Origin of the sequence: Nonomuraea sp. MG754425, from assembly GCF_021699195.1 — a bacterium.
In the GTDB taxonomy this organism is placed as follows: domain Bacteria; phylum Actinomycetota; class Actinomycetes; order Streptosporangiales; family Streptosporangiaceae; genus Nonomuraea.
The window spans coordinates 85,370-106,223 of the sequence record NZ_SSXE01000005.1; the positions used below are offsets into that span (position 1 = coordinate 85,370).

A 20,854-nucleotide genomic window follows, 5' to 3' on the forward strand; every position below is an offset into this window, starting at 1 on the left:
CTCATGACCAGCATGACCAAACGCTCCGTCTTCGGGCAGGAGCCTGCGACGATCATGTACGTGCTGAACGCGCTGCTGGCGTTCCTCGTCACCATCCCGGCCCTTGGCCTCGGCGAGACCGCCGCAGGCTGGATCTCCACAATCGGCTCCGGTGCCCTCGCGCTCATCGTCGCGTGGCAGACCCGGCCATGGGTCATCTCGGCGCTGACCGGCGCCGTGTCCACGATCCTCACCGGGGTCTCCCACTTCTGGCTGATGCTCACCCCGGCGCAGACGGCTGCGTTCATCCTGCTGCTGTCGGCGGTGCTTGGCCTGGTCCTGCGCGGCCAGGTGTCCCCGAAGACGGGGCCGGTCGCACACGTGGTCGTCGTAGAGGAACGGCTGCCGTAGGCTCCGGATGCTCAGACAGGGAGGAGGCCCCACCCGCTTCGGCGGGTGGGGCCTTTTTTGCGTGCTCTGGAAGCGGGCGGCACGGATTCGCACACATGCCCGACAAACGGCGGAGGTCAGCCGTACGGTGGCCCCAATTCCTCGCGAAAGGGATACACCATGCACTGCCTGTCTGCTCTGCACATCTGTGCCTACGACGTGAGGGGAAGACTGACCGCCACCGGCCAGCTCCGACCCTCCCGAGAATCGGGACTGGTCACGCGGACTCACCAACTGCTCGCTGGCTTGGCCCAGCACACGCCTGGCGTCCGGGTCGCGCTCACCAAGACGGGTGCGACCACACCTGGCGGTGTCTACGGACTCCAGACCCCCGAAGGGCTGGCCGTGACCGTCCGGGAGATCGCCACAGCACTACCCAAGCTCCTGTACCAGGGAGGTCACAAGAACGAACACCTCGTCAAACGCTTCTACGAAGACACGATCGATGACCCAGGCAACCAGGTGTGGTCACTGCTGGCCACGCAATACGCCTGCGCCATCGGCGCCGCGGGCATCCCGCACGTCCTGGCCCAGTCGATCAATCCTCTCGTCAGTCTGCTGAAGGCCCACGACCTCGGGCTGCTCGGCAAGGTCCACCTGACCGGAGTGATCAACGACAGTGGGCCCGATTTCACGCGCCGGTTCGACTACCTGGCCCGCCAGATCACGGGCGGCGCGCAGGTGACAGTGATCGCCGTGTCGGAGTCGGTGCGGCAGGAACTGTGCGCGGCCGGAGTCCCAGAGCACGCCGTGCGCAAGGTGCTCAACGGGATGGATATTGACGCCTTCACCACCCGGCTGCGGCACGCTGAGGCCGCCGCGGTATGGGAGCGGGTCCGGTCCCGCAACAAGGTTCCGCAGGGACTTCGGGTCATGCTGGTGTGCGCGAGGCGAGTCGCCTGGAAAGGACACCAGGACGTGATCCACGCGGCCCGCATACTGGCGGAGCGCGGCCGACTGGAGGGCACGTGCGTGGTGTTCAACGGCGCGGGCATGCTCGACAGCCGCGCCCCTGGATACCAGCAGGAACTTCAGTCGCTCATCGCCGATCTCGACCTGGACGGCAAGGTGTTCCTCCTCGACGAACTCACGCCCGAGGAGGTCATGTCCTGCTACGTCGGCGCGCACGTCGCGGTGCACCCCTCACGCAAGCCGGAGCCGTTCGGGTACGCCAACCTGGAGGCGATGCTGGCCGGCGTGCCCGTCATCGCCACCGCGCATGGCGGGCCGCTGGAGTACATCGAGCACGGCGTCTCCGGACTGCTGGTCCCTCCGCATGACCCGGACCAGATCGCAGTCGCTCTGGAAGCGCTGCTCGGCGACGACGCCTTGCACGCGCGGATGGGCCGGGCCGGACGCGTCAGCGCGGAACGATTCAGTCTCGACGCCATGTTCGACGGCTACCACGACGCCATCACCACCAGCGAGGCGCTGCACGGGGGAGGCCGGTGATGGCGCTACTGACCCGGCCGCGAACCCACTACGAAAAGATCGGGGAGGGCAACCACAGCGAGGTGTACCACCGGCCCGGCAGCCGCTGGTGCGTCCAACTCTTCAAGATGGACTGCCCCGAGTTGACCGCGGCCAAGGTCCGCCGCGAGCACGCCTACCTGATGGAGGCGTACGCCGACATGCCCGGCCTGATTCCCTCCCAGCGGCTGTTCGCCCCGGATGAGGATGCACATATCTCTCGGACGCTGCTGATCAAGGAGTGGGTCCAGGTCGATGCGTCGCTGCCGCTGAACCGGATTCATGGCGACGACCTCACTCCCGGCCGCCGCGCTCAGCTCCAGCAGTTCATCGGCATCACCCGCGACCTGCTGGCCCGGGGCGGCACCGAGGAGGTGTTTCTGCCGGACCTGAACGACCCTCAGTTCACCAACCTGGGATTCGACGTGGCTGGTGCTCTGCGGCTGCTGGACACCAACCGGCTCATCAGCACGGCCAAGCTGATGAGCCTGCCCAAGGGGGAGGCCCTGGACCTGGTCAAGCGGCGTATTCACGCGAAGTGGCTGCGCCGCCTGATGTACCTGGAGGCAGCGTTCGCTGGCCGGAGCAGGAGCGACCTGCGAAGCGACCCACTGTTCACCCGCTACCTCTCGCCAGCCAGCTTCGACGCCCTGTTCAACGACAGCATCGCCGTAGGCGAACTGCTGTAACGCGTGCGTGGCGTGGCCCGAAATGACGATCTCGGGCCACGCCCCCGTGACACGATGGCATCCAATCATCGACGACACCGAGGACGTTCCATGCTCCGTATCGCCATCCCGAACAAGGGCTCCCTGTCAGCTCCGGCGTCGGAGATGCTCCGCGAGGCTGGATACCGGCAGCGAAGCGAAGCCAAAGAACTCGTCGTGGCAGATCCTGAAAACGGGGTCGAGTTCTTCTTCCTACGGCCCCGCGACATCGCCGTCTACGTCGGATCCGGCAAGCTGGACATCGGCATCACCGGCCGTGATCTGCTGTGGGACTCCAGGGCCGCCGCTGACGAAGTCCTCACCCTGGGCTTCGCTCCAGCGTCGTTCCACTTCGCCGGCGCACCCGGGATCGCCGAAACGATGCATGACCTCACCGGGAAGACGATCGCGACCTCCTTCGTCGGGCTCGTCGAGAAGCATCTGGCTGAGCACGGCGTGGTCGCCGCAGGGATCGTCCACCTGGATGGCGCGGTGGAAACATCGCTGCGGCTGGGCGTCGCTGACGTGATCGCTGACGTCGTCGAGACCGGGACGACTCTGCGCAACCTCGGCCTGACCATCATCGGCAACCCGATCATGGAGTCCGAAGCCATCGTCATCCGCCCCGCCGGAGCACGACCCGCGCAGGAAGCCGAGCAGCGCTTCTTGCGACGTCTGGAGAGCGTCCTGGTCGCGCGCCGATACGTCCTGATGGACTACGACATCCCCGTCGAAAGCGTCGAGCAAGCCATCGCGCTCACCCCCGGTCTGGAATCGCCCACCGTCTCCCCGCTCCACCGCGAGGGGTGGGTTGCGGTGCGAGCGATGGTCCCCGCTGACCAGCCCCAGGCCCTCATGGACAAGCTGGAGGCCGTCGGCGCTCGCGCCATCCTGACCACCCGGATACACGCTTGCCGTGTCTAGACGATGAGGAGGCCCCCACCCGCCTTGCCTCTTTGAGGCGAAGAGGGTGAGGGCCTCTTTCGCGTTTTCACGCGTCAACCACTCCGGAGTCCCCGCCAGCAGGCTTCTCCGCGCTGTTCTGGCTCTGGGCAGGCAACATGCCCCGTAGAACCTCGGTTGTGATGGTGGCGCGCTGATCGGTCTCCAGTCGTTCGATGCCGTTGAGCAAACGTTCCGCCGCCAAGTAGCGGGAGAATTCCAGCGGCTGATCGAAGTAGGAGCGCAGGTGAGTGGCGGCAGTTTCCTGTGAGCGAACGAATGTGCGTCCGATGTAGGCGGCGAACGCCGCTGAAACCGCGCCCAAGGCACCCGTGACGACAGCGCCAGCGGTGCTCTGGGCGATAAGAGCCAGGACCGCGAAGACGACCAAGAGCGCGAAGCCAACCCCCATGGCGATCTGGGCGTTGCGGAACGACTGGCGAGCCTGGCCGGTGGCTATCTGGTGGTAGTAGTCCAGTCGCGCGTGCGTGACCTTCCACAGTGCTGGCAAAGTCAATTCGTCTGCGGCGGTCAGCTCATTCTCCGCCTCTGCCAGATCGCGCCGAGCGGCCCGCTCAGCCTCGGCCGTACCAGATGCGGGAGCCATCACGGGAGAAGATTGCGCCCGCATGTAGGCCATCTCCCAGAGCGGAAGTCGCTCCTTCGGCACTCCGACCATGACGAGTAGCTCGACCATGGTCCCTATGCTGCTAGGAGGGCGCCCTGCATAAACGAACTCCCGTGCCCTCCTCTTGAGAAAAATCGATGCCATGCTGAACGTACTATTGGGATCAGCAAGAGCGGCTTCATAGAGCGGCCCATAGGCTCGCCGCAGGTCCTCCCTAGTCTCAATCTCGGAAGGATCATAGGTTGTGCTCACGTAACGCCCGCTGGGCTCGTTCATGCTAACTCAACTTCCGAATGTCGTTCTGCTCCGCCACGGTTCAACAGAATGGGACCGAGTTTCCACATGTTCAGGCCCCACCATCCTCCATTAGAGGACCGAAGTCTCATCGTCGTCCGAGACGATGGAATGAGTTGGGCGAGTCTGCTCATCATCGGGTTCGTTGCTCAAAAAAGCGAGCGCGGCGGTAAAGCCATGCATCTGTGGCACTCTTTCAGACCTGTTGGGGTGTGGGCATTCGGCTGCACCATGCTCTCGACCAGCGGCACGTCAGACAGGAAGTTGCTCCTCAGCGAACTGGACGCGATTCGGGTTGGCCACGATCCTTAGCAGTTCCGCCGCCCGGCCGCGCTCGTCCGCGATGACCTGGCCAGCCGTCAGGACCCACGACCCCTTGGCCAGCTTGAGCCGCGCGGCCTCATCATCGGCAGCGAGCCGCGCCCGGACCGTGCGCCGGGTGACCGCCGCGGGGGAGTGGCCGGCCTGGGTCAGCGTGGCGTAGATGCCGCCGGGCACCTTCTGCTCGCGCTCGATCGGCGTGCCCTTGACCAACTCGTGCGGGTAGATCGCCTCATCCAGCCGGACCGGGACGTCGCCAACGAAGGCACTCCGGGCCCGGATCACGGTCTCGGTGCCGGTGGCGATGCCAAGCAGGTCGGCCACCTCCTGGTCGGCGCGGCCGGGAGTGACGGAGGTGGTCACCATGCGCCCGTCGAGGCCGGCCGCGGTGCAGCACTCGGACCAGGGAAGGGGGCCGTGGCCGAGGGGGTTGTGCAGGACCAAGTCCACGATCTTCGGGTTGGGGTCGAGGACGAGCATGCCGTAGCGAGGGACGCGCCGGATCAGTCCGTCCGCGACGAGGAGTTTGTAGGCGCGGCTGAGGGTGTTGGTGGAGATGCCGTGGCGGGCCATGAGCTTGTTGGCGTTCGGCAGGTAGGAGCCGGGCGAGTACGCACCTTCGATGATCTTGCGGCGGAGGTCGTCGGCTACGTCGCGATAAGTGGTGTCGGCGGCGGGCATGAACCGCATGTTATGCGCATGACAACGAACTGTCGAGCTGGCTCTGCGGCCTCACACGGCAGTGATCAGCTCGTTGAGCGCCTGCGGTTGAGCAGGCCACCGCGACAATGGGATCCTCCAGTTGGTGGCGACGACGCTATGAACATCGGGCTATGCATGATCCGGTGCCACGTGTCGCTCCCTACCGCAAGGGCACCAGACGTTCGTCAGGCATCCACCCGAATTTACTGGGCTGTCGCCAACGGTGCTTTCCCGTGAGGCGATGTGAGGTCGCGCAACTCGTCGAGGTAGGCTCGCACCTCCGGCTGGTCGGCATGGTCGGTACCCACCGCGCGTACCAGCTCTTTCGACGACATGATCAGATGAGGGACAGATCGACGCTGGGCCTTAAGCGACCGATGCCCGTAGCTCATTGCTTGCTCGATATCCCCACGGCGGGCAGCGATCACGCCGAGCGTCAGCCGTGCCTCTGAGATCCGCATCGGCGCCAGTTCCTCGCCGTCCGCGCTCGTGTGCGCCCGGATCACCTCTCCCGCGTACAGTTCGGCACGCTCGTTCTCTCCCAGGATGCGGTACGCATCCATGCTGTAGAAGTCATACTTCAACGGGTCGATGTTGAAGTGGTTGTCCAGGTTGTCCGGCACCGCCAGGCTCTCCAGAACCCTGCGGCCCTGGTCGAGCGCAACCTCGACCTGACGGCGGTCTCCGATCCGCGCCCACGCTTTTGCCTTCTGCGCGTACAACTGCACCGCCACCCCGAGCCCGCCGGCGACGGCCAGGCCCCGGTCGGATGCGGCGATCACGCTACGGTAGTCGCCGCGGGTGAGCGCGAACCATGCGGCCATCTCATGCGCCCAAGCCTGGATGCCGCCATTCTCGGCCTCAAGGCCCATGGACAGCGCGGCCTGCCGGGTCGCTTCGGCAGCGCGTTCGTCTCCGCTGTCGGCTTCGACGCAGCCGACCAGAAGGGCGAGCCAGCCCGCGAGGCTGAGCACGTTGCGGTGCTGCTTGAGGGTGAGCCGGTGGTCGAGGACGGTCGTGAGTCGGGTGAGCCACTGACGGCCCTCGATAAGCAGTTGCCCGGCGGGCAGATGCGGATAGTCGGAGCAGAGCTGGTCCACGGTGATGTGGAGACCGTCGATCGTGGCGTCATCGACGGTCGAGGCCCGCAACCTAGTGATGATCTCCAGTGTGCCCAGTTCGGCGGCCGATTTGTCGCGCCCATGGTCACGCGGGCTCAGGGGGAACATCGCGCGGGTGACTGTGCCAAATGTGGCCGCGATCAGCGGCGCGTAAAAGTTGTCCGGGTGGACTTCTCCTGACTCCCAGCGCTGCCACGACCTCTTGAGCGACGTGAAGTCAGGTAGGGGCTCGCTTGTGTGAGTGGCCAGAGCGTGGACGGCGTCGTCCTGAGTCCATCCTCGCGCGAGGCGTTCGGCGCGGATGCGTCGCGCCCATGCAGGGCGGTCGTCCATGTGGTGCCTCCTGCGGCGGGGAGCCCAGACGGTGTTGTACCCAATGTGCTACATCGAGGGAGATCATGGAGGACGACAACTAGACGACATCCTTGGCTGTCGTCTAGTCACGCGTTCGTGTGCAGGTGGAACGTCAAGGCATGGACAGCCAGTCGCCCTTATCCGCCGGAGCGGCTCAGTGGCAGACCGTCAAAGACCACCGCTACGCGGGTCGGGTCAATCACCATACGGAGCCACTCCACTCGCCGGTCTTCCTGATCGCGAGTGAGCCGGTCCAACGTCAGCACCGGGGCTCCCGGCGCCAGCGTCAGATCTGCCGACTCCTCGCCAGTGGCCGGCCGGGCAGACAGCGACTCGTCCGCGCTCGTCGGGATGATCCCGGCGGCGCGCATCGCCGCGTACACGCCGCCCACGACCTTCTCCTGTCCAGCCAGCGGGGTTCCCTCCACGAGCCGGGCGGGGTAGTAGGCGGTGTGGATCTGGCAGGCGCGGTCGTCCAGGATGGCGTGCCGGGAGCGGCGGACCACGGTGTCGGTGCCCTCTTGCAGGCCGAGCGCTTCGGCCACTTCGGCGTCGGCGGGTTCCTGTGCGACCTCGATGGTCACCATGGAGCCGGTCACTCCGGCCTGCTGGCAGGCGGTTTCCCAAGGGCCGAGCTGGCCGCCGGGTTCGAGGACGGCGTGGTAGCGCGAAAGGGGAACGCGGACAGGTTTCCAGTCGAGGACGAAGACGCCTTGGCCGCGCACTCCGGTGACGAGTCTTTCGCCTCGGAGTTGGCCCAGGGCGGCGCTCATCGTGGCTCGGGCGACGCCGTACTCGTCGCACAGGTCGGACTGGGTGGGCAGTGGCGTGCCCACGGGGAACTCTCCGCTCTTGATGCGCTGACGCAGGTCGGCGGCGATCTTCCCGTACTGGGTGGTGGCCATGGTGGTGGTCATCTCCTCCTCAGAGGCGTATTGCGCAGATCCTCAAGTCTAGTCTTGCGATTCTCTCTTGACAGTAGGCGGGGTAGGATCCACTCTAAGAATGTGGATCGCATTCCTAGATCACTTCCGCTCGCGGGGGTGGCGGGCTCCATCACGATCAACGCCGCCACCGGGCTACCACTGGGTCACCTGGCCTGCCCCACCTGCCAAGTGACCTGGAAAGCGTTCGTCTCACCCAACTGCTGGATGTGCGGACGCGCAGGCCGATCCTGGACCAGTCCTTAGAACGAAGGGGTCTCCCGGTGTCGTAACCACCGGGCCTAGCCCCGCACCACCGCACCAAACGCAAGACGGTCCCCGGTGTCGTAACCACCAGGGACCGCCGTATCAGGCTCTCCTCGCGAAAGGTCCTGCCTGATGTCCACCATCATCGCATCACGCCCGCCTGGCGTGAACCACCAGCCGACCCCCAAGCCGCGCCTGCCGCTGGAGATGCGGCTCCGCAACGAGCGCCGCAAGCTCGTCCCGAAGCTCGCCGTGCTCGACCGGCCGTGCCGCCCCGACGCCACCGCCTGGGACGAGAACGGCACCCAGGAAGAAGCCCGCGCTCTCTGCAACGGTTGTCCCATCCAGGCCGCATGCGGGACGGTCGCCGTCATCGACGAGACCTTCGCTCTCATCGACAAGCGCATGTCCGCCCTCCACGCGATCGTATCCGGCACCCGCGGCGGCGCGACCGCCCGCGCTCGCCGACCGGCCGTGCGCAAGCTGGCCGACCGGATCATCACCGACCGCATGGAGCGCGCCGAGCAGGCCCGCGCCGAAGCCGAAGCCAAGAAGGCGGGGGCGGCGGCGTGATTACGAAGGTCACCCTCGTCACCTTGGCCATCGCCGCTCTCCCCATGGCCGCCACCAGCAAGTGCGCACCCGACGCAAACGCGGCCGGCGGCAACGCGGTCCCGGGCACGTCATGCCGAGCTGGGCTGACCAGCTCGCAGGCGGCTAACGCCGGCGCGGTCCTCCAGATGGCCGACAGCATGGGGCTGCCGGAGCGGGCGAAGGTCATCGCCATCGCCACCACGCTCCAGGAGAGCGACCTGGACGAGACCACGGTCGGAGACGGCGGCAAGGCGGTCGGCGTGTTCCAGCAGCACCCGCACTGGGGCCGCAACCGCACCGACCCGGCAGTGTCCGCGCGCCGCTTCTACGCACGGCTGGTCAAGGTGCCTCGCTGGAAGTCCCGGCCGCTCACGGAGGCGGCCCAGGCTGTTCAGCGCAGCGCGTTCCCGAACGCGTACGCCAAGCACGAGAACCGTGCCATGCGGATCGTCGCCAAGCTTTCCACCTGCATGGGAGGCAACTGATGACGCTGTTCAGCCTGGGCCACAGCCGCAACCCGTGCCAGAACATCCAGACCTCGATCGGCACGCACTGCTCGCCCGAGGGCGAGCCGTGCTCGATGACCCGGACTCCCCGCGGGGTCGTCCACGAGATCTACCTGCTCGCCGGACCGGTCGAGTGGGAGGCACGCGCCATCGACAAATGCCCCACCCGCGACCAGGTCGGCGCCTGGGAGTGCTCCTGCGGGGCGAAGCGCCGCGCCGAACCGTACGCCAAGGCCGAGGCGCACGGCAGCACGTGCATCCGAGCCACGGCCGAGCCGAAGACGCCGCACCGCTGATCCGGCCGCGCACCCCACCACCACGCCAACATCGCCGCACCATCTGAGGAGATGACCCCGTGAACACCCAGCCCAGCACCAACGAACACACGAGATGGCCGCTCTGGGGCCTGCTTGTGTTCTGCGGGGCCATCTCCCTGACCTTGAGTGTCATGCACGCCCTCGGCAAGGCCGCCGAAGGCGACGTCGAGGCGACGGTGGCAGGCTTTCTGATCGGTATCGCTCCGGTCATCGCCGCCGCTTTCCTTGCCCATTTGCTCACCGACCCCTACGCCGCTGCGGGGCTGAAAGGCGGCGTGGGGCTGGTGTTCGTGGGCGGTATGGCGCTCAGCGTGACCGCCCAGCAGGAGGTGGTGCTGCCCTTCGTCAACGGCAACCGCTTCCTGGCCGTCCTCTTCCCGATCGTGCTGGACCTGTCCACCGTGATGGCTCTCCTGGCGCTGTCCGGGGTCGGCTACTCCTACAACCGGGCCGTCCAGTTGGAGGCGCTCCGGGCGGAACTCCAGCCGGTCCTGGAGAGGGAACTGGAGGGAAAGTTCGCGACGGAACAGACCGCCCGCGAGACGGACCTGAGGACGGAACTCGGGCGGAACAAGGACAGGGAAATCGCGGAACTCCGGGGGGAACTCACGGAGGAACACCGGGCGGAACTCGCGGAGGTTCGAAGGGAACTCACGGAGGAACATCACCGGGAACTCGCGAAGCTTCAGCAGGCTCACGGTGAGGAACTGACCGAGCAGGAGCAAGCCCTTCGGAACGAGTTCGCGACCCGCTGGGAACGCGCTGAGACCCAGATTCGGGACGCGGCCGAAGCCCAAATCCAGAACCGAGTCCGCGACGCCGAGATCGCCGCCGAGGCCCGCGTCCGACTGGAGCTGACCAAGAGCGGCACCACGAGTAAAGAGCCACGCAAGGCTCTCGGTCGGAGCACCAAGGATGACGGAGCCCCGCAGGCCAACAAGCGTGAGCGCGCCGAGAGCATTCTCCGCGCCCAGCCCGGCATCGAGGTGGGCGACCTCGCCGCGATGCTCGACTGCACCCCGAAGTACGCCCGCAACCTGATCAAGGAGCTGGTGCCCGACCGTGGAAACGGTCGGGACGAAACCGGGGGTGAGGAGGTGCGTCTCCGTGCGGTCCTGTAGCCGGAGTTCCGGCGCGTTTCCCATCGCGTCGGGGGTGCCAGTTCCTTCCCGAGTTCCCTCTGCGTGGGGGCTCCAGTTCCTTCCCGAGTTCCCCTCGGAGTTCCGCCCCCAGTTCCCTTCGAGTTCCGCCTCTAGTTCCCTCCCGATTCCCTTCTCCAGTTCCCCCGCACCGCCGCGTTGTTCCCTCCCGAGTTCCCCCTCCAGTTCCCTCCGCGAACCCCAAGGAGTTCCCCCGCAATGAGCACCACCGACCTCCTCGCCCGCTTCATGCCACTGCCTGTCCGGGACATGGCGACCCGCGACATCCTCGCGGGCGAACTCGTCTACGGCCCCGGTCTCGAACCCCGCCACGTGACCGTCCTCCTGGACAGTTGGACGCTGCTCGTCCCGCACGCCGACCTGGCCGCCGGCCTCACCCGCACCGTGCGGGTCAAGCTGGGCGGCGGCCTGCGGCTGACCATATTCCCGCAGGTCGGGGGTGAGTCCGTGGTGTGGGAGCTGTCCCAGCTCGGCGCGGACGGTGGCGAGCGGGTGACGGCGCTGCTCGTCGAGGTCCAGCGCGGCTGGCTGCTGCCATACCTGTCGGCCGCCTCCGACGTGGCCCCGGCCGGGATCGAGCTGCCGGTCGTGGACTGGGACTCGGAAGCCACCCGGTTCTTCGGAGGCAACTCGTCAACGTGACGCTACGTGACCGGCCTCGGAGGGGCGTCCGCGCGGGAGACCCCTCCACCAGGGCGAATCCGAGGCACTCAACACGCAGAGGCGCCCACGGGCGCGGGCGCCTGAGAGCGCGGGCGCGCGAGGGCATCGTATCTGCAACTACGCACCGTCACAACCCCAAGAGCTGAAGATGTCACGCCAACCAACCCGAGCAGAGGCCCGAGCCGCCCAGCGCAACGAGGTCTACGAGCAGCGCAAGCGTGAGGCCCGAACCGGGAGAGACCTTCTGGTCGCCGCATTCGCTCTGCTGCGTGCCGAACTGACCGACCTCGCCACCGTCAACCCCGACGCCGAAGACCAGGCGTGCCACAACCTCGCCCAACAAACCGAAGACATCGCGTACGAGACCCGAAAGGAGGCCGACCGTGAGCGCAAGACTCGCCTCGCCCTTCAAGCAGAAGCCCGCCGACAGCGACGCTGACACGAGCCCCGTCGCGCCCCCGGCCGCGACGGTGGACGACACGACGCAGCCCCAGCCTGTCGAGGAGTCCACGCCGTCTCCCGCCGGGCCGGCCGCGCGCCCCCGCGGCACGTGGCTGGGGTTGTTGGAGAAGCGGATGACCGCGCTCGGCGCCCAGCGGCTCCCGTCCACCTCGACTGTCCGCGCCTACCACGCGGACGGCAGCTACGTTCCATGGGAGGCCGACCTGCTACGCGCCATCTGCCGACTTCACGGCACGTGGGTCGCCGTGCCCTGGTGCTTCACCTTCACCACGGTGGCGTGGCTCGGCGCGGGCGACTACCGGCGCCGCCTGAACAAGCTCCGTGCGGAAGGCGTGCCCGGCCTGTGCCGCTCGCAGTTGCCGCCGATGGACGCCCTGACCGGCTTCTCCCGCGCGTGGGTCGGCTTCTGGTCGGCCGTCGCCTGGACAAACCTCAAGGTCACGCGCATGCCGACGACCTTGGCCTACGTGCTCCCCGCCACCGGCCCGCTCTGGTGGCCCTCGGTGCTGCCCCTCATCAACAGCTTTCTATCGATCTTCACAAGGTGAAAGGACTCCGTGATGGAGTGGTACAACGTTCTCGCCGCCGTCTTCCTCGGCGCGGGCCTGGCCCTCGGCCGCTTCCGCCGCAAGGACAAGAGCAAGAACTTCCAGCCCCGCACGAAGATTGCTTACGCCGCGGCGGGGGCCATGCTGCTCGGCGGCCTGTGCGGCATGCTGACCCCGATCGGAGGCTGGTCGGCCAGCCTCGGTGACTGGCTGGCAGAGGGCATCGTCATTGCGGCCATCTGCGTGATCGCCGCTGCGGCAATGATCGTGATCGGCGTCGTCCTCGACTGGCAGGACGGCATCCCAGACAAGCGGACGCTGGTGGCGTGCATCGTCGCCCCGCAGATCGCCATGATCGCCCTCGGTGCGATCTTCGGCGCGAGCGTGTACGACGACATGGTCGATACGGCCAATGTGACCCAGGAAAGCGTCGTCAGCGCGCAGGTTGACCGATGAACGACGTGGCCAAGGTCCTGGTCGGGCTGCTCATCCTCGTGGCGTGCGGGCTGTACTTCCTCAGCGCGGCCCGGCGCGAGCGCGAGCAGCCCGAACCGGAGCCACAGCCCGAGCCACAGGAGACCGAGGCGAACGAGCCCGAGCCGGCCAACGTCACCGTCGAGCTGACAAACAACACGCGGGTCACGAACATCGCAGTGAACTGGATCGTTCGGAAGGTCATCGGACCCAGCCCGGACAACAGCCAACCAGCGATCGAGGCGCCCAAGCCGAAGCCGTCACCGAAGGACGACGGGCCGGAGTGGAAGCCGCCGACCAACCTGGATGACCTGCCCGACCTGGCCGAATGGGACGTCGAAGTCGGCCGGCCCGGCCGCGACGATAAGCCGAAGCCCGAGTTGCCCCCAGCACCCAAGCCCGTCGAGGTCGAGCGCGGCTTCATCGACCAGGTGCGGGACATGCTCGGCGGAAGCGTCGCGCCCGCGCCGACGACCACTCTGCCCCGGCCGCCGGTCGTGGGGGAGTACGACCCCGACGTGCTCAACCTGATCCCCGACCCCCGTCACCTCCCCTCAGCCGACCTGTCTGACCTGGACGACCTGCCGAAGCCAGCCGACATGCCCGACATCCACGTCGAACACGTCACCAACCAGACCAGCGACCAGATCGCTCTCCCGCCGTCCGACTCTGAATCCACCGTGACCACGACGGCGTCCGACGCTGTCGAGGTCATCGAACCGCCCGTTGAACTGCAAGGAGTGGACATGGCATCGGCCCCGCTCGTGCCAATCGGCCGCCGCACCATGGCTCGCGTCCCCACTGTCGGCGGCATCATCGGCGCGCTCCGGACGGGTGGCTTCAACATCCTGCGAAATTGGATGCTGGGGTTCCACAAGGCCAACCTCAGCGACCGGGGCAACGCCCAGCACATGCACCGCCTGGCCCTTGCACACGCTCAGCGCGCTCGTGTGAAGTTCGCCATCGCGTCCAACCTGCTCCAAGCCGTTCAGCATGACCAGGTCGGCGCGACCGTGATCCGTCAGTGCTCGGCCACCTGGTTGCAGTGCCACCGCGAGCTCGTGGCCGCGTATCAGGTCGCTGCCGCCACCGGCGCCCTCGTGCGTGCCTCGGGCGGTGTCCCGACGTCACTCAAGGACGCGATCCGCGCGCTCGAACGTGACCACGGCGGCATGGCTAAGGCGGCCCGCAAGATGACCGTCGAGCCGGTCAGAGACCTGAGCTGGTACCGCAACTAGCCCTCTCGCCTCTTCCGCGCCTGAACCAAGACCCTAAGGAGAACCTCCCGTGTCCGCCACGCCCGCCGCACCGCCGCAGCCGAACGCTGCCGAGACGGTGCCCCCGACCGGCCCGTCTGCGCCGCCGCCTCTGCCGGAGCAGGAGACCGCTGGGCTGGCCGACGCCACCGCCTGGAGCTGGGACCAGCTCCGCAACCGGTCGCAGCGGTTTCGCCACACCTGGCCCGCGCACGCCACCGCCGCTGCTGTCTACGGCGGCGGCCACCTCCTGCACGCCCTCGACGCGCCCGGCCTGTACGTTGTCGCCGGTGCGGCGGGCGCGTACGGCGTCACCGCCCTGGTCCGCGCCGCGGTCCCGAAGCTGAAGGAGAAGCTCGCGTCCCGCTGGTGGTGGGTCGCCGCCGGGGTGTGGCTCCCCGCCGCGGCCGAGGTCGGCGCGACCGGGGTCATGCAGACCCTCATGTTCGCCGGCGCCGGGCTCGCGGTCGCTCCGCGCATCTACCGCTACCGGACCCGCATCAGCCTGCCGAACCGGCCCAAGCGGCAAGCCCTACCCTGCCAGCAGCCTGCGGAGAAGCCGCACGAGGAGGCACCAGACCCGTACGTGACCCGATGGAACGCCACCACCGCTAAGAAGAACCGAGGAGCGCTCCCCGGCTCCACGCTCAACGACCGAACCCCCTTCGAGTACGGCGGCGCGCACGGCATCCGCTACCGGCTGGTCCTCGACGGGAACATCACCCGCGAGGCCATTTCCGCACGCGAGAGGGTCTGCGGCGACTTCGGCGTCAGCATTGACGAGATCCAGATCGAAGCACCCCCAGACCGGCGGCTGAACTCGGCCGAGGTCACGTTCCTCAACAAACTCGCTGTCGAGGACGTCCAGTGGTGGACCAAGCCCGGCCTCAACATGGAGACCGGGGTGTGGGAGATCGGCCCGTTCGCGGACGGCCGCGGTGACGCCGCGCTCAGACTGTGGCAGCCGGGGTCAGGCCCGAGACCGGTCACGATCATTGGCGCGCAGCGCACCGGCAAGAGCACCTTGCTGCGGTCAGCGCAGTGCGAGTTCCAGGGCAAGCCGATCCGGCTGCTGTACGGCGACCCGATGAACGGGCAGTCCTGCCCTGAGCTGCTGCCGTACCTGGCGAAGGACGCTGTCGGCCTCGATCATCTTGGGATCAAGGCGTTGGTGGAGCGGGTGCACGGCGAGAAAGAGCGTCGCAGCCGTCTCCTGGCCACGATCGAGTGGACCGACCGGCACGGAAACAAGCGGCGGGGTGTGCAGTCGTACGACCACCCGGGTGCGCATGGCCTCGACATGCTGGTGTTGGCGTTGGACGAGTTCCACGCGCTTGCCCGTGACCCCGAACTGGTCGAGATGGTGTACGACATCCTCGCTGAGGGTGCCAAGACCGGCATCGTCCCGTGGATCATCGATCAGAACGCCTACGTGGCTTCCTTCGGTGGCGGTGAACTGCTTGGCCTGCTCAACGCCGGGAATGTGGTCCTGCTCCGTAACGGCGATCCGTACATCGCGCAGGCCACCATCAACCAAACGATGGAGGTCTACCCGCACATGATCGAGGAGGTGTTCCCGAGCGGCGGCGACACCGCGGGCTGTGGCTACGTTAAGGGTGCCACCAAGCGGCCCGTCATGATGCGGATCCGCGACGTGGACAACATGCACGCCGTGCTCGGCGGGAAGCCTGTCGCGCCGATCCGGTGGACGCCCTCGGACCCGGCCGAGGCCGTCACGGACGAGGCAACCTCCAGCGTGAGCACCACCGACGCTGCGCCTCACGAGCGCGGCATGGACGACATCAGCACGGACGAGATGCTGCCCGAGGGCACACCGATGCTCGGTGACGACGCTGATGGCCTGCTGGACGACCCCTCCGACATCGGCACCCTGATCAACTTCGTGAACCTCACGCCCGCCGAACTCAACGTCGCGAAGTCCGCCATCTTGCCCCTGCTCGACGGGGCCGAGCAAGGGCTCGCCACCCACGACCTGTCCATGGCCACCGGTATGCAGCCGATGGCCGTGCTACTGGCCACCCGCGCTCTCGAGGCCGAGGGCCGAGTGAAGCCAGTTGACGACGGCGACCGCTACGTCCTGATCAGGAAGGCGTCATGACGACCGCGTCACGCACCGAGAGCCCGGAGACGATCCTGGACGGTCGGGGGAGCGAGCCGGCCGCCGAAACGGGCGTCGGGCTCGGCGCGGTCGGTGACCCAGCGCAGCCCGTCCACGACCGCCTGCCGTCCCACCCAGTCGGCCGCGAGTTCGTCGGCTTGGTGGACGCGGGCGCGTACGACCTGCGCGGCCTCGATACGGGAACGCAGACCGAGCACGCCGCCGATGATGCCGATACCGCCGAGGAACAGGAACGGCGCGATGCCCGTGGCCAGGCCGAACAGGACAAACACGCCGCTGAAAATGAGCAGCGTCGGCACCCACTGCCCGACCGGGGCGGGATGGCCGAGGTGCGCGCGAGCGATGTGCACGGCGACGACGCCCTTGACGACGTCTCGTGGCGCTTCGACGGCGAGACGTTCGCCGACCGTGAGCACCGGCCGGGGCCGGTCGGTGGAGGGCACGGCGATGCTGACCTCGATACCTTCCCCGGCGATGAGCACGTCCGGGTCGCGGAATCGTTCGGGGACGGGGATCTCCGCCACCCGGTCGGCGATGAGCCGCTGATAGGACTCGGCGTGGGAACCCTGCATGCGCGCATCGTAAACGCGACCCCTACACGTCGTACAGGGTGGGCTCCGCGCAGTGATCGCGTTCTGCTGGCCGTGCTGCGGGTGTTCTTGCTGGTCGGATGGGCATGCGCCGTGTTTCTCCTCGGTATCGGCGCCGGGGTGACACGGGCAGATCTGCTGCTGGTGGTGCCCGCCGCGGTGATGCTTGTCGCCCTCGTCGTGACCGGCGTCACGCGGCCTGGCACATCACGGTTGGCGCTAACGCTAACGATCGGATCGGCGGCCCAACTGGCGGTCACCACATGGGGCCCGGTCGCGGGGACCCTCCTGACCGTCACGGCCACCGTGGTGGCTGACATGACCATGAGCTTCCTGCGGCTGTCCGGCCGCAGGTCAACCGGCCCACGACGGGCCTGACGAAAGGAACGCTGATGATCGAAGTCATCTCGTTCGGGTTCGGCCACGAGCCCCCGCCGCGCGCCGACCTCCTCATCGACGTGCGCGACGTCCTGCGCAACCCGCACGACCATCCCGCTCTGCGGGAGATGACCGGGATGGACGAGCCCGTCCGTAGGCACGTGCTGGACACGCCTGGGGCGCTCAGGCTCCTCCACCACGTGGTGGCCACCGCATCCGCTCTCGCCGCCGACCTGGCGCCCCAGAACCGGACGGTCACGGTGGCATGGGGATGCAGCGGTGGCCGACACCGCGCCGTCGCCCTCGCCGAGGAAACCTTCGCTCTGCTGTGGGCGTCGGGCGCGGACGTCGTCTCTGTCTCTCACCGTGACGTGGGCAAGTCGCTTCTCGTACCGCAGGGGAGGCAGTCGTGAAGGTCTGCGACAACGCCAGCGTCGGAGCCCTCATCTTCGACAAGGACGGGCGGCTGCTCGTGTTCGACCGCAACACCGACCCGCCCGGCGTCGCCGGCCCGGCCGGGCACATCGACCACCACGGCGGCCCCATGGACGCCGTCTGCGCGGAGGTGTTCGAGGAAGTCGGGCTGACCGTCGCGATGGCCGAGCTGGTCACGGGCGGCTGGCGTCCGAACCGGTGCCGCCGCCTGCCCGGCCCACGCGGAGTCGGCCACCAGTGGCAGATCTTCCGCGTCGAGGTCGCCGGGGAACTGAACCCGAGCAGACGGGAGACCCGCAACGCCCGCTGGCTCCGGCTGGACGAGCTCCAGACGCAGACGACGCTCGCGTACGCCCGCGGGCATCTCACCGCCGGGGAGTTCCGCGACCGGCCCGGCCTCGAACCGGTCTGGGTGCAGTGGCTCACCGACGCGGACCTGGTCGAAGTCAGCCGCGACGACCTCGTCGTGCTCGACCAACTCGCCGCCAACCCTCACGACGAAAGGAAGATCGGATGACGAACCAGAGCGAAACCCGGCCGGACATCGGCCGCGGCTACGCCGCCAACGTGTTCGGGCAGGACCCCACAAGCATGGAGCGGACGGCTCTCAACGAGGCCAAGGACTTCTTCGGCGACGACGTCCGGCTGTGGCTCGATCCCACGTACGTGGCTCAGGACGCATCGGGAGTTGGATACAGGGCGACGATCTACGTGCACGAGGTCGTGGGGGACGAGCGATGAGCGGCGAGGTCATCACCCGCTACGCCAACCGGGCCGGCGCGGTCGTCGAGCTGCACACCGCCCGGTTCATGACGACGTGGACCCGCAGCGGTCCTCCGTACGCGGCCAACAAGCCGTACGAGGTGGACGGCTACAACTGGCGCTGCCTGGGCTGCAAGCGGTACGGCCGCCAGGGAGAGACCTACTACGACCCCGGCTTCGTAGATCGCCGAAAGGCGGAAAACGACGCTCAGGGACATGCCGACGACTGCTCGGCGCTGCCCCCCGAGCCGGAGCCACCGCAGAAGCAGGAGGAGCAGCGCCGCCGCGGGCTGACCGCGTGGGTCACCAGCCTCGTGACGACCGAGGAGCGCCGGTGAAGTCCGCAACTCGGCCGCGCTCCCCGCGTTCGCCGCTGGCCGCCGACGTGCTGTACGGCGTCGCGGGCGCGCTTGCCACCCTCGCGGTCATCACCTACGGGGTGGCTGCCGTGACCAGCCGCACCCCGAAACCCCGCTCTACCCCGACCTCATCAGGCCGTAGGAGCCACGCATGATGCTGACACTTCCTCCCATCGACCTACCCGGCAACACCCACCAGGTCTCCCCGAACAACTCCACCTACGTCACCAGCGCCGCCCAGTACCGGATGAGCTGGGCCGCCGTCATCGAGCGGAGCCACCCGCGGTGGGACGCGCTCACCGAGGGCTTCATCGAGGAGCACCGGCCGACCGACACGTTCGGCGTCGCCGGTCTGGAGAGCCAGGAGCACTCAGCGATGTGGCTCGGCCCGGCCGACATCATCGCCCGGTTCGTGGCCAACCCGGTCGCCGTCCCCTGGAGCGAGCTCACGCAGCACGGCGGCTTCGCCGATCGATGGCCGAACGGCAACGCGTGGAACGAGCTGATCCCTCACACCACGTGGAACCCCGATGGGCAGGGGATCGTGACCGAGTTCCAGTTCGACGACGGCGGCAGCGTCGTCGTGTACGAGCTGCTCGGTCGGCCCGCGCTGCTCTCTCCCGGCGTGGACGCCATCGGGGAGGGCCTAGTCCCGGTGGTGACGTTCCACTGCACTCGCTGCCACTACGACGGCGACCACAGCGATCGGCACATGTCGGCGGCCCCGGACGACCGCCGCACCGTCTGCAAGAAGGCCCGGCAGCACACGAGGTCCGACCGTTGCCGGGGTGAGGAGGCCAACGCTCGCGGCGACCAGATGATCGCCGCTGTGCAAGAGGTCATCGGCAAGCCCGTGTCCGGCAGCACGAAGGGCCTTCACGCGGCCTGGTGCCAGAACAAGAGGCTCGACCCGCACGACCTCATGGTGTCGAGCTCGTGCGCGGAGGTCCGGGAGGCGCGTACGCACACCGACCGGCACTGCGCGGCGGCCGGGGCGCGCGGCTGATGAGCGACATCCCCAAGGCAATCGATCAGCTCGACGCTGACGCCGCCGACCCTGCCAACAGCAACGACGCCATCTACATCGAGCTGGTCGCGTCAGCCGCAGCGCTACTCAAGGCGATCAACGACACGCGCCCGGCCTGCCCGGCGGGTGTCGTCGCGGAAGCCGAGCGTTTCGCCACGGCGGGCGTCGTGGCGAGTGCGACACCGCTGAGGTTGCCTCCAGGGTTTCCTGCGCAGGGCCTTCAGCTCTACGACAGCGCGGAGGACGACAACCTGTTCGCGCTCGGGCACATCAGCGCCGACCGGATGACGGCGGCGGTCGCCGACTGGATTAGGCACATCCGCTTCGCTCCCGACGCTGTGGTGGACGATCCGCTGGCCACCCTCGACGGCGGCGCCGAGCGGGTGCGGGGCACGATCCAGCACCTGTATGCGATCTTCGACATCAAGGATGTCGGAGTGTGCGCGTTCAGCATCAGGCTCGTGGCTCCGGAGACCGAGGGCGCGTGTCCGATCACGTACTGGCCGGGGGAGTTCGGATGACGTACGTGCACACAGACGGGCGGCCGGCGGGCGCCCGGATCACGCCGGAGTCGCATCCGTGCCGGTGGCTGGCGGAGGAGGTGGCGCTGTTCCGGCAGGGCCGCTGTTCCTGGCAGGTCGAGTTCGGCAACGGCAATGGGATCGTCTACTGCCTTCTGCCGTCCGACTCGGAAGCGGACTTCGGCCACTGCACCGAGCACGCCTTGGCCGTGGAGGAGGACAGCGGCGGCGCGAACTGGTGGGAGGGCCTGGGGGAGGAGCACGAGGATCCGACGCTGCGGTGGGACGGGCGGTCTGTCGCTGATAGGTCCTCCGGACGGATGATCCAATCCTCCGACTAATCGAAATTCTCAAGGAAAGCAGCAGGTCGCAGGGTCGGTGGACAGTCACTAACGAGTGGTCATAAAGTGGAATCGACGCGCGATGAGCGCGCCTATCGCGTCTCTGTTAGTGATGATCAGCTCGATGGTGGCGTGGGAGGCGCGGTCACCGGCTGCCGCACGA

At 67.7% G+C, this 20,854-nt stretch carries 27 protein-coding genes; 22 read left to right on the forward strand and 5 right to left on the reverse strand.

Annotation, left to right across the window (positions count from 1 at the left end):
- Positions 1-3: 3 nt before the first annotated feature.
- From FAF44_RS03255 to hisG, 4 genes are all read left to right on the forward strand, one after another.
- The gene (locus tag FAF44_RS03255) at positions 4-390 is read left to right on the forward strand and encodes a hypothetical protein (RefSeq protein WP_237101468.1); all 387 of its coding nucleotides are present in this window, start codon (positions 4-6) and stop codon (positions 388-390) included.
- Between the two features lie 285 nt (positions 391-675).
- Positions 676-1,881 (forward strand): glycosyltransferase family 4 protein, encoded by a 1,206-nt coding sequence (locus FAF44_RS03260; protein ID WP_237101469.1) that lies wholly within the window; start codon positions 676-678, stop codon positions 1,879-1,881.
- On the forward strand, positions 1,881-2,588 hold the full coding sequence (locus FAF44_RS03265) for a hypothetical protein (RefSeq protein ID WP_237101470.1): 708 nt from the start codon (positions 1,881-1,883) through the stop codon (positions 2,586-2,588). Before FAF44_RS03260 ends, FAF44_RS03265 begins: the two co-directional genes overlap by 1 nt.
- A 90-nt stretch (positions 2,589-2,678) precedes the next feature.
- On the forward strand, positions 2,679-3,530 hold the full coding sequence (gene hisG / locus FAF44_RS03270; protein ID WP_237101471.1) for an ATP phosphoribosyltransferase: 852 nt from the start codon (positions 2,679-2,681) through the stop codon (positions 3,528-3,530).
- A 67-nt stretch (positions 3,531-3,597) separates the two neighbouring features.
- On the opposite strand, the gene FAF44_RS03275 is transcribed toward hisG, so the two are convergent.
- The 4 genes from FAF44_RS03275 to FAF44_RS03290 form a co-directional block, all read right to left on the reverse strand.
- Positions 3,598-4,245, reverse strand: a complete 648-nt coding sequence (locus FAF44_RS03275) for a hypothetical protein (protein WP_237101472.1) — start codon at positions 4,243-4,245, stop codon at positions 3,598-3,600.
- Between the two features lie 477 nt (positions 4,246-4,722).
- Positions 4,723-5,472 (reverse strand): GntR family transcriptional regulator, encoded by a 750-nt coding sequence (locus FAF44_RS03280; RefSeq protein ID WP_237101473.1) that lies wholly within the window; start codon positions 5,470-5,472, stop codon positions 4,723-4,725.
- A gap of 224 nt (positions 5,473-5,696) precedes the next feature.
- Entirely contained in the window at positions 5,697-6,947 is a 1,251-nt protein-coding gene (locus FAF44_RS03285; RefSeq protein WP_237101474.1) for a helix-turn-helix transcriptional regulator, read from the reverse strand.
- A gap of 158 nt (positions 6,948-7,105) precedes the next feature.
- A complete protein-coding gene (locus tag FAF44_RS03290; RefSeq protein ID WP_237101475.1) occupies positions 7,106-7,885 on the reverse strand; it encodes a GntR family transcriptional regulator in 780 nt (259 codons plus the stop codon).
- 405 nt (positions 7,886-8,290) lie between these two features.
- Between FAF44_RS03290 and FAF44_RS03295 the strand changes: the two genes are divergently transcribed.
- The 10 genes from FAF44_RS03295 (at position 8,291) to FAF44_RS03340 (ending at position 16,257) form a co-directional block, all read left to right on the forward strand.
- Positions 8,291-8,731: a WhiB family transcriptional regulator gene (locus FAF44_RS03295; protein ID WP_237101476.1), complete on the forward strand. Its 441-nt coding sequence runs from the start codon at positions 8,291-8,293 to the stop codon at positions 8,729-8,731.
- The gene (locus FAF44_RS03300) at positions 8,728-9,237 is read left to right on the forward strand and encodes a hypothetical protein (RefSeq protein ID WP_237101477.1); all 510 of its coding nucleotides are present in this window, start codon (positions 8,728-8,730) and stop codon (positions 9,235-9,237) included. Before FAF44_RS03295 ends, FAF44_RS03300 begins: the two co-directional genes overlap by 4 nt.
- Positions 9,237-9,554 (forward strand): hypothetical protein, encoded by a 318-nt coding sequence (locus tag FAF44_RS03305; RefSeq protein WP_237101478.1) that lies wholly within the window; start codon positions 9,237-9,239, stop codon positions 9,552-9,554. Before FAF44_RS03300 ends, FAF44_RS03305 begins: the two co-directional genes overlap by 1 nt.
- 59 nt (positions 9,555-9,613) lie before the next feature.
- A complete protein-coding gene (locus FAF44_RS03310) occupies positions 9,614-10,696 on the forward strand; it encodes a hypothetical protein (RefSeq protein ID WP_237101479.1) in 1,083 nt (360 codons plus the stop codon).
- Between the two features lie 237 nt (positions 10,697-10,933).
- Positions 10,934-11,377: a hypothetical protein gene (locus FAF44_RS03315; protein ID WP_237101480.1), complete on the forward strand. Its 444-nt coding sequence runs from the start codon at positions 10,934-10,936 to the stop codon at positions 11,375-11,377.
- Positions 11,378-11,546: 169 nt separating this feature from the next.
- Positions 11,547-11,837, forward strand: coding sequence for a hypothetical protein (locus tag FAF44_RS03320; protein ID WP_237101481.1), 291 nt, complete (start codon positions 11,547-11,549; stop codon positions 11,835-11,837).
- Complete coding sequence (locus FAF44_RS03325) at positions 11,782-12,408, forward strand: hypothetical protein (RefSeq protein ID WP_237101482.1); 627 nt, start codon at positions 11,782-11,784, stop codon at positions 12,406-12,408. Before FAF44_RS03320 ends, FAF44_RS03325 begins: the two co-directional genes overlap by 56 nt.
- A gap of 12 nt (positions 12,409-12,420) precedes the next feature.
- Complete coding sequence (locus FAF44_RS03330) at positions 12,421-12,864, forward strand: hypothetical protein (protein ID WP_237101483.1); 444 nt, start codon at positions 12,421-12,423, stop codon at positions 12,862-12,864.
- Positions 12,861-14,120 (forward strand): hypothetical protein, encoded by a 1,260-nt coding sequence (locus FAF44_RS03335; RefSeq protein WP_237101484.1) that lies wholly within the window; start codon positions 12,861-12,863, stop codon positions 14,118-14,120. Before FAF44_RS03330 ends, FAF44_RS03335 begins: the two co-directional genes overlap by 4 nt.
- 49 nt (positions 14,121-14,169) lie before the next feature.
- A complete protein-coding gene (locus tag FAF44_RS03340; RefSeq protein WP_237101485.1) occupies positions 14,170-16,257 on the forward strand; it encodes a hypothetical protein in 2,088 nt (695 codons plus the stop codon).
- Between the two features lie 8 nt (positions 16,258-16,265).
- On the opposite strand, the gene FAF44_RS03345 is transcribed toward FAF44_RS03340, so the two are convergent.
- Entirely contained in the window at positions 16,266-16,850 is a 585-nt protein-coding gene (locus tag FAF44_RS03345) for a hypothetical protein (RefSeq protein WP_237101486.1), read from the reverse strand.
- Between the two features lie 72 nt (positions 16,851-16,922).
- Between FAF44_RS03345 and FAF44_RS03350 the strand changes: the two genes are divergently transcribed.
- The 8 genes from FAF44_RS03350 (at position 16,923) to FAF44_RS03385 (ending at position 20,691) form a co-directional block, all read left to right on the forward strand.
- Positions 16,923-17,246, forward strand: a complete 324-nt coding sequence (locus FAF44_RS03350; RefSeq protein WP_237101487.1) for a hypothetical protein — start codon at positions 16,923-16,925, stop codon at positions 17,244-17,246.
- A gap of 14 nt (positions 17,247-17,260) precedes the next feature.
- The gene (locus FAF44_RS03355; protein WP_237101488.1) at positions 17,261-17,659 is read left to right on the forward strand and encodes an RNase adapter RapZ; all 399 of its coding nucleotides are present in this window, start codon (positions 17,261-17,263) and stop codon (positions 17,657-17,659) included.
- Entirely contained in the window at positions 17,656-18,198 is a 543-nt protein-coding gene (locus FAF44_RS03360) for an NUDIX hydrolase (RefSeq protein WP_237101489.1), read from the forward strand. Before FAF44_RS03355 ends, FAF44_RS03360 begins: the two co-directional genes overlap by 4 nt.
- Positions 18,195-18,422, forward strand: a complete 228-nt coding sequence (locus FAF44_RS03365; RefSeq protein WP_237101490.1) for a hypothetical protein — start codon at positions 18,195-18,197, stop codon at positions 18,420-18,422. Before FAF44_RS03360 ends, FAF44_RS03365 begins: the two co-directional genes overlap by 4 nt.
- Positions 18,419-18,781 carry a hypothetical protein gene (locus FAF44_RS03370; RefSeq protein ID WP_237101491.1) on the forward strand — a complete coding sequence of 121 codons (363 nt, stop codon included), beginning with the start codon at positions 18,419-18,421 and terminating at the stop codon, positions 18,779-18,781. Before FAF44_RS03365 ends, FAF44_RS03370 begins: the two co-directional genes overlap by 4 nt.
- A 172-nt stretch (positions 18,782-18,953) precedes the next feature.
- On the forward strand, positions 18,954-19,808 hold the full coding sequence (locus FAF44_RS03375; RefSeq protein WP_237101492.1) for a hypothetical protein: 855 nt from the start codon (positions 18,954-18,956) through the stop codon (positions 19,806-19,808).
- The gene (locus FAF44_RS03380; protein ID WP_237101493.1) at positions 19,808-20,350 is read left to right on the forward strand and encodes a hypothetical protein; all 543 of its coding nucleotides are present in this window, start codon (positions 19,808-19,810) and stop codon (positions 20,348-20,350) included. The genes FAF44_RS03375 and FAF44_RS03380 overlap by 1 nt, the downstream gene beginning before the upstream one ends.
- Positions 20,347-20,691: a hypothetical protein gene (locus tag FAF44_RS03385; protein WP_237101494.1), complete on the forward strand. Its 345-nt coding sequence runs from the start codon at positions 20,347-20,349 to the stop codon at positions 20,689-20,691. The genes FAF44_RS03380 and FAF44_RS03385 overlap by 4 nt, the downstream gene beginning before the upstream one ends.
- The last annotated feature ends 163 nt before the right edge of the window (positions 20,692-20,854 follow it).

Excerpts from the sequence above, each read along its gene's own strand:
- FAF44_RS03330 (WP_237101483.1), top strand. The coding sequence starts at position 12,421 with ATGGAGTGGTACAACGTTCTCGCCGCCGTCTTCCTCGGCGCGGGCCTG.
- FAF44_RS03345 (WP_237101486.1), bottom strand. The coding sequence starts at position 16,850 with ATGCAGGGTTCCCACGCCGAGTCCTATCAGCGGCTCATCGCCGACCGG.
- FAF44_RS03370 (WP_237101491.1), top strand. The coding sequence starts at position 18,419 with ATGAGCGGCGAGGTCATCACCCGCTACGCCAACCGGGCCGGCGCGGTC.
- FAF44_RS03375 (WP_237101492.1), top strand. The coding sequence starts at position 18,954 with ATGATGCTGACACTTCCTCCCATCGACCTACCCGGCAACACCCACCAG.
- FAF44_RS03355 (WP_237101488.1), top strand. The coding sequence starts at position 17,261 with ATGATCGAAGTCATCTCGTTCGGGTTCGGCCACGAGCCCCCGCCGCGC.
- FAF44_RS03315 (WP_237101480.1), top strand. The coding sequence starts at position 10,934 with ATGAGCACCACCGACCTCCTCGCCCGCTTCATGCCACTGCCTGTCCGG.
- FAF44_RS03255 (WP_237101468.1), top strand. The coding sequence starts at position 4 with ATGACCAGCATGACCAAACGCTCCGTCTTCGGGCAGGAGCCTGCGACG.
- FAF44_RS03305 (WP_237101478.1), top strand. The coding sequence starts at position 9,237 with ATGACGCTGTTCAGCCTGGGCCACAGCCGCAACCCGTGCCAGAACATC.
- FAF44_RS03290 (WP_237101475.1), bottom strand. The coding sequence starts at position 7,885 with ATGACCACCACCATGGCCACCACCCAGTACGGGAAGATCGCCGCCGAC.
- FAF44_RS03280 (WP_237101473.1), bottom strand. The coding sequence starts at position 5,472 with ATGCCCGCCGCCGACACCACTTATCGCGACGTAGCCGACGACCTCCGC.
- FAF44_RS03285 (WP_237101474.1), bottom strand. The coding sequence starts at position 6,947 with ATGGACGACCGCCCTGCATGGGCGCGACGCATCCGCGCCGAACGCCTC.
- FAF44_RS03385 (WP_237101494.1), top strand. The coding sequence starts at position 20,347 with ATGACGTACGTGCACACAGACGGGCGGCCGGCGGGCGCCCGGATCACG.
- FAF44_RS03265 (WP_237101470.1), top strand. The coding sequence starts at position 1,881 with ATGGCGCTACTGACCCGGCCGCGAACCCACTACGAAAAGATCGGGGAG.
- FAF44_RS03275 (WP_237101472.1), bottom strand. The coding sequence starts at position 4,245 with ATGGTCGAGCTACTCGTCATGGTCGGAGTGCCGAAGGAGCGACTTCCG.
- hisG (WP_237101471.1), top strand. The coding sequence starts at position 2,679 with ATGCTCCGTATCGCCATCCCGAACAAGGGCTCCCTGTCAGCTCCGGCG.
- FAF44_RS03295 (WP_237101476.1), top strand. The coding sequence starts at position 8,291 with ATGTCCACCATCATCGCATCACGCCCGCCTGGCGTGAACCACCAGCCG.
- FAF44_RS03335 (WP_237101484.1), top strand. The coding sequence starts at position 12,861 with ATGAACGACGTGGCCAAGGTCCTGGTCGGGCTGCTCATCCTCGTGGCG.
- FAF44_RS03380 (WP_237101493.1), top strand. The coding sequence starts at position 19,808 with ATGAGCGACATCCCCAAGGCAATCGATCAGCTCGACGCTGACGCCGCC.
- FAF44_RS03365 (WP_237101490.1), top strand. The coding sequence starts at position 18,195 with ATGACGAACCAGAGCGAAACCCGGCCGGACATCGGCCGCGGCTACGCC.
- FAF44_RS03320 (WP_237101481.1), top strand. The coding sequence starts at position 11,547 with ATGTCACGCCAACCAACCCGAGCAGAGGCCCGAGCCGCCCAGCGCAAC.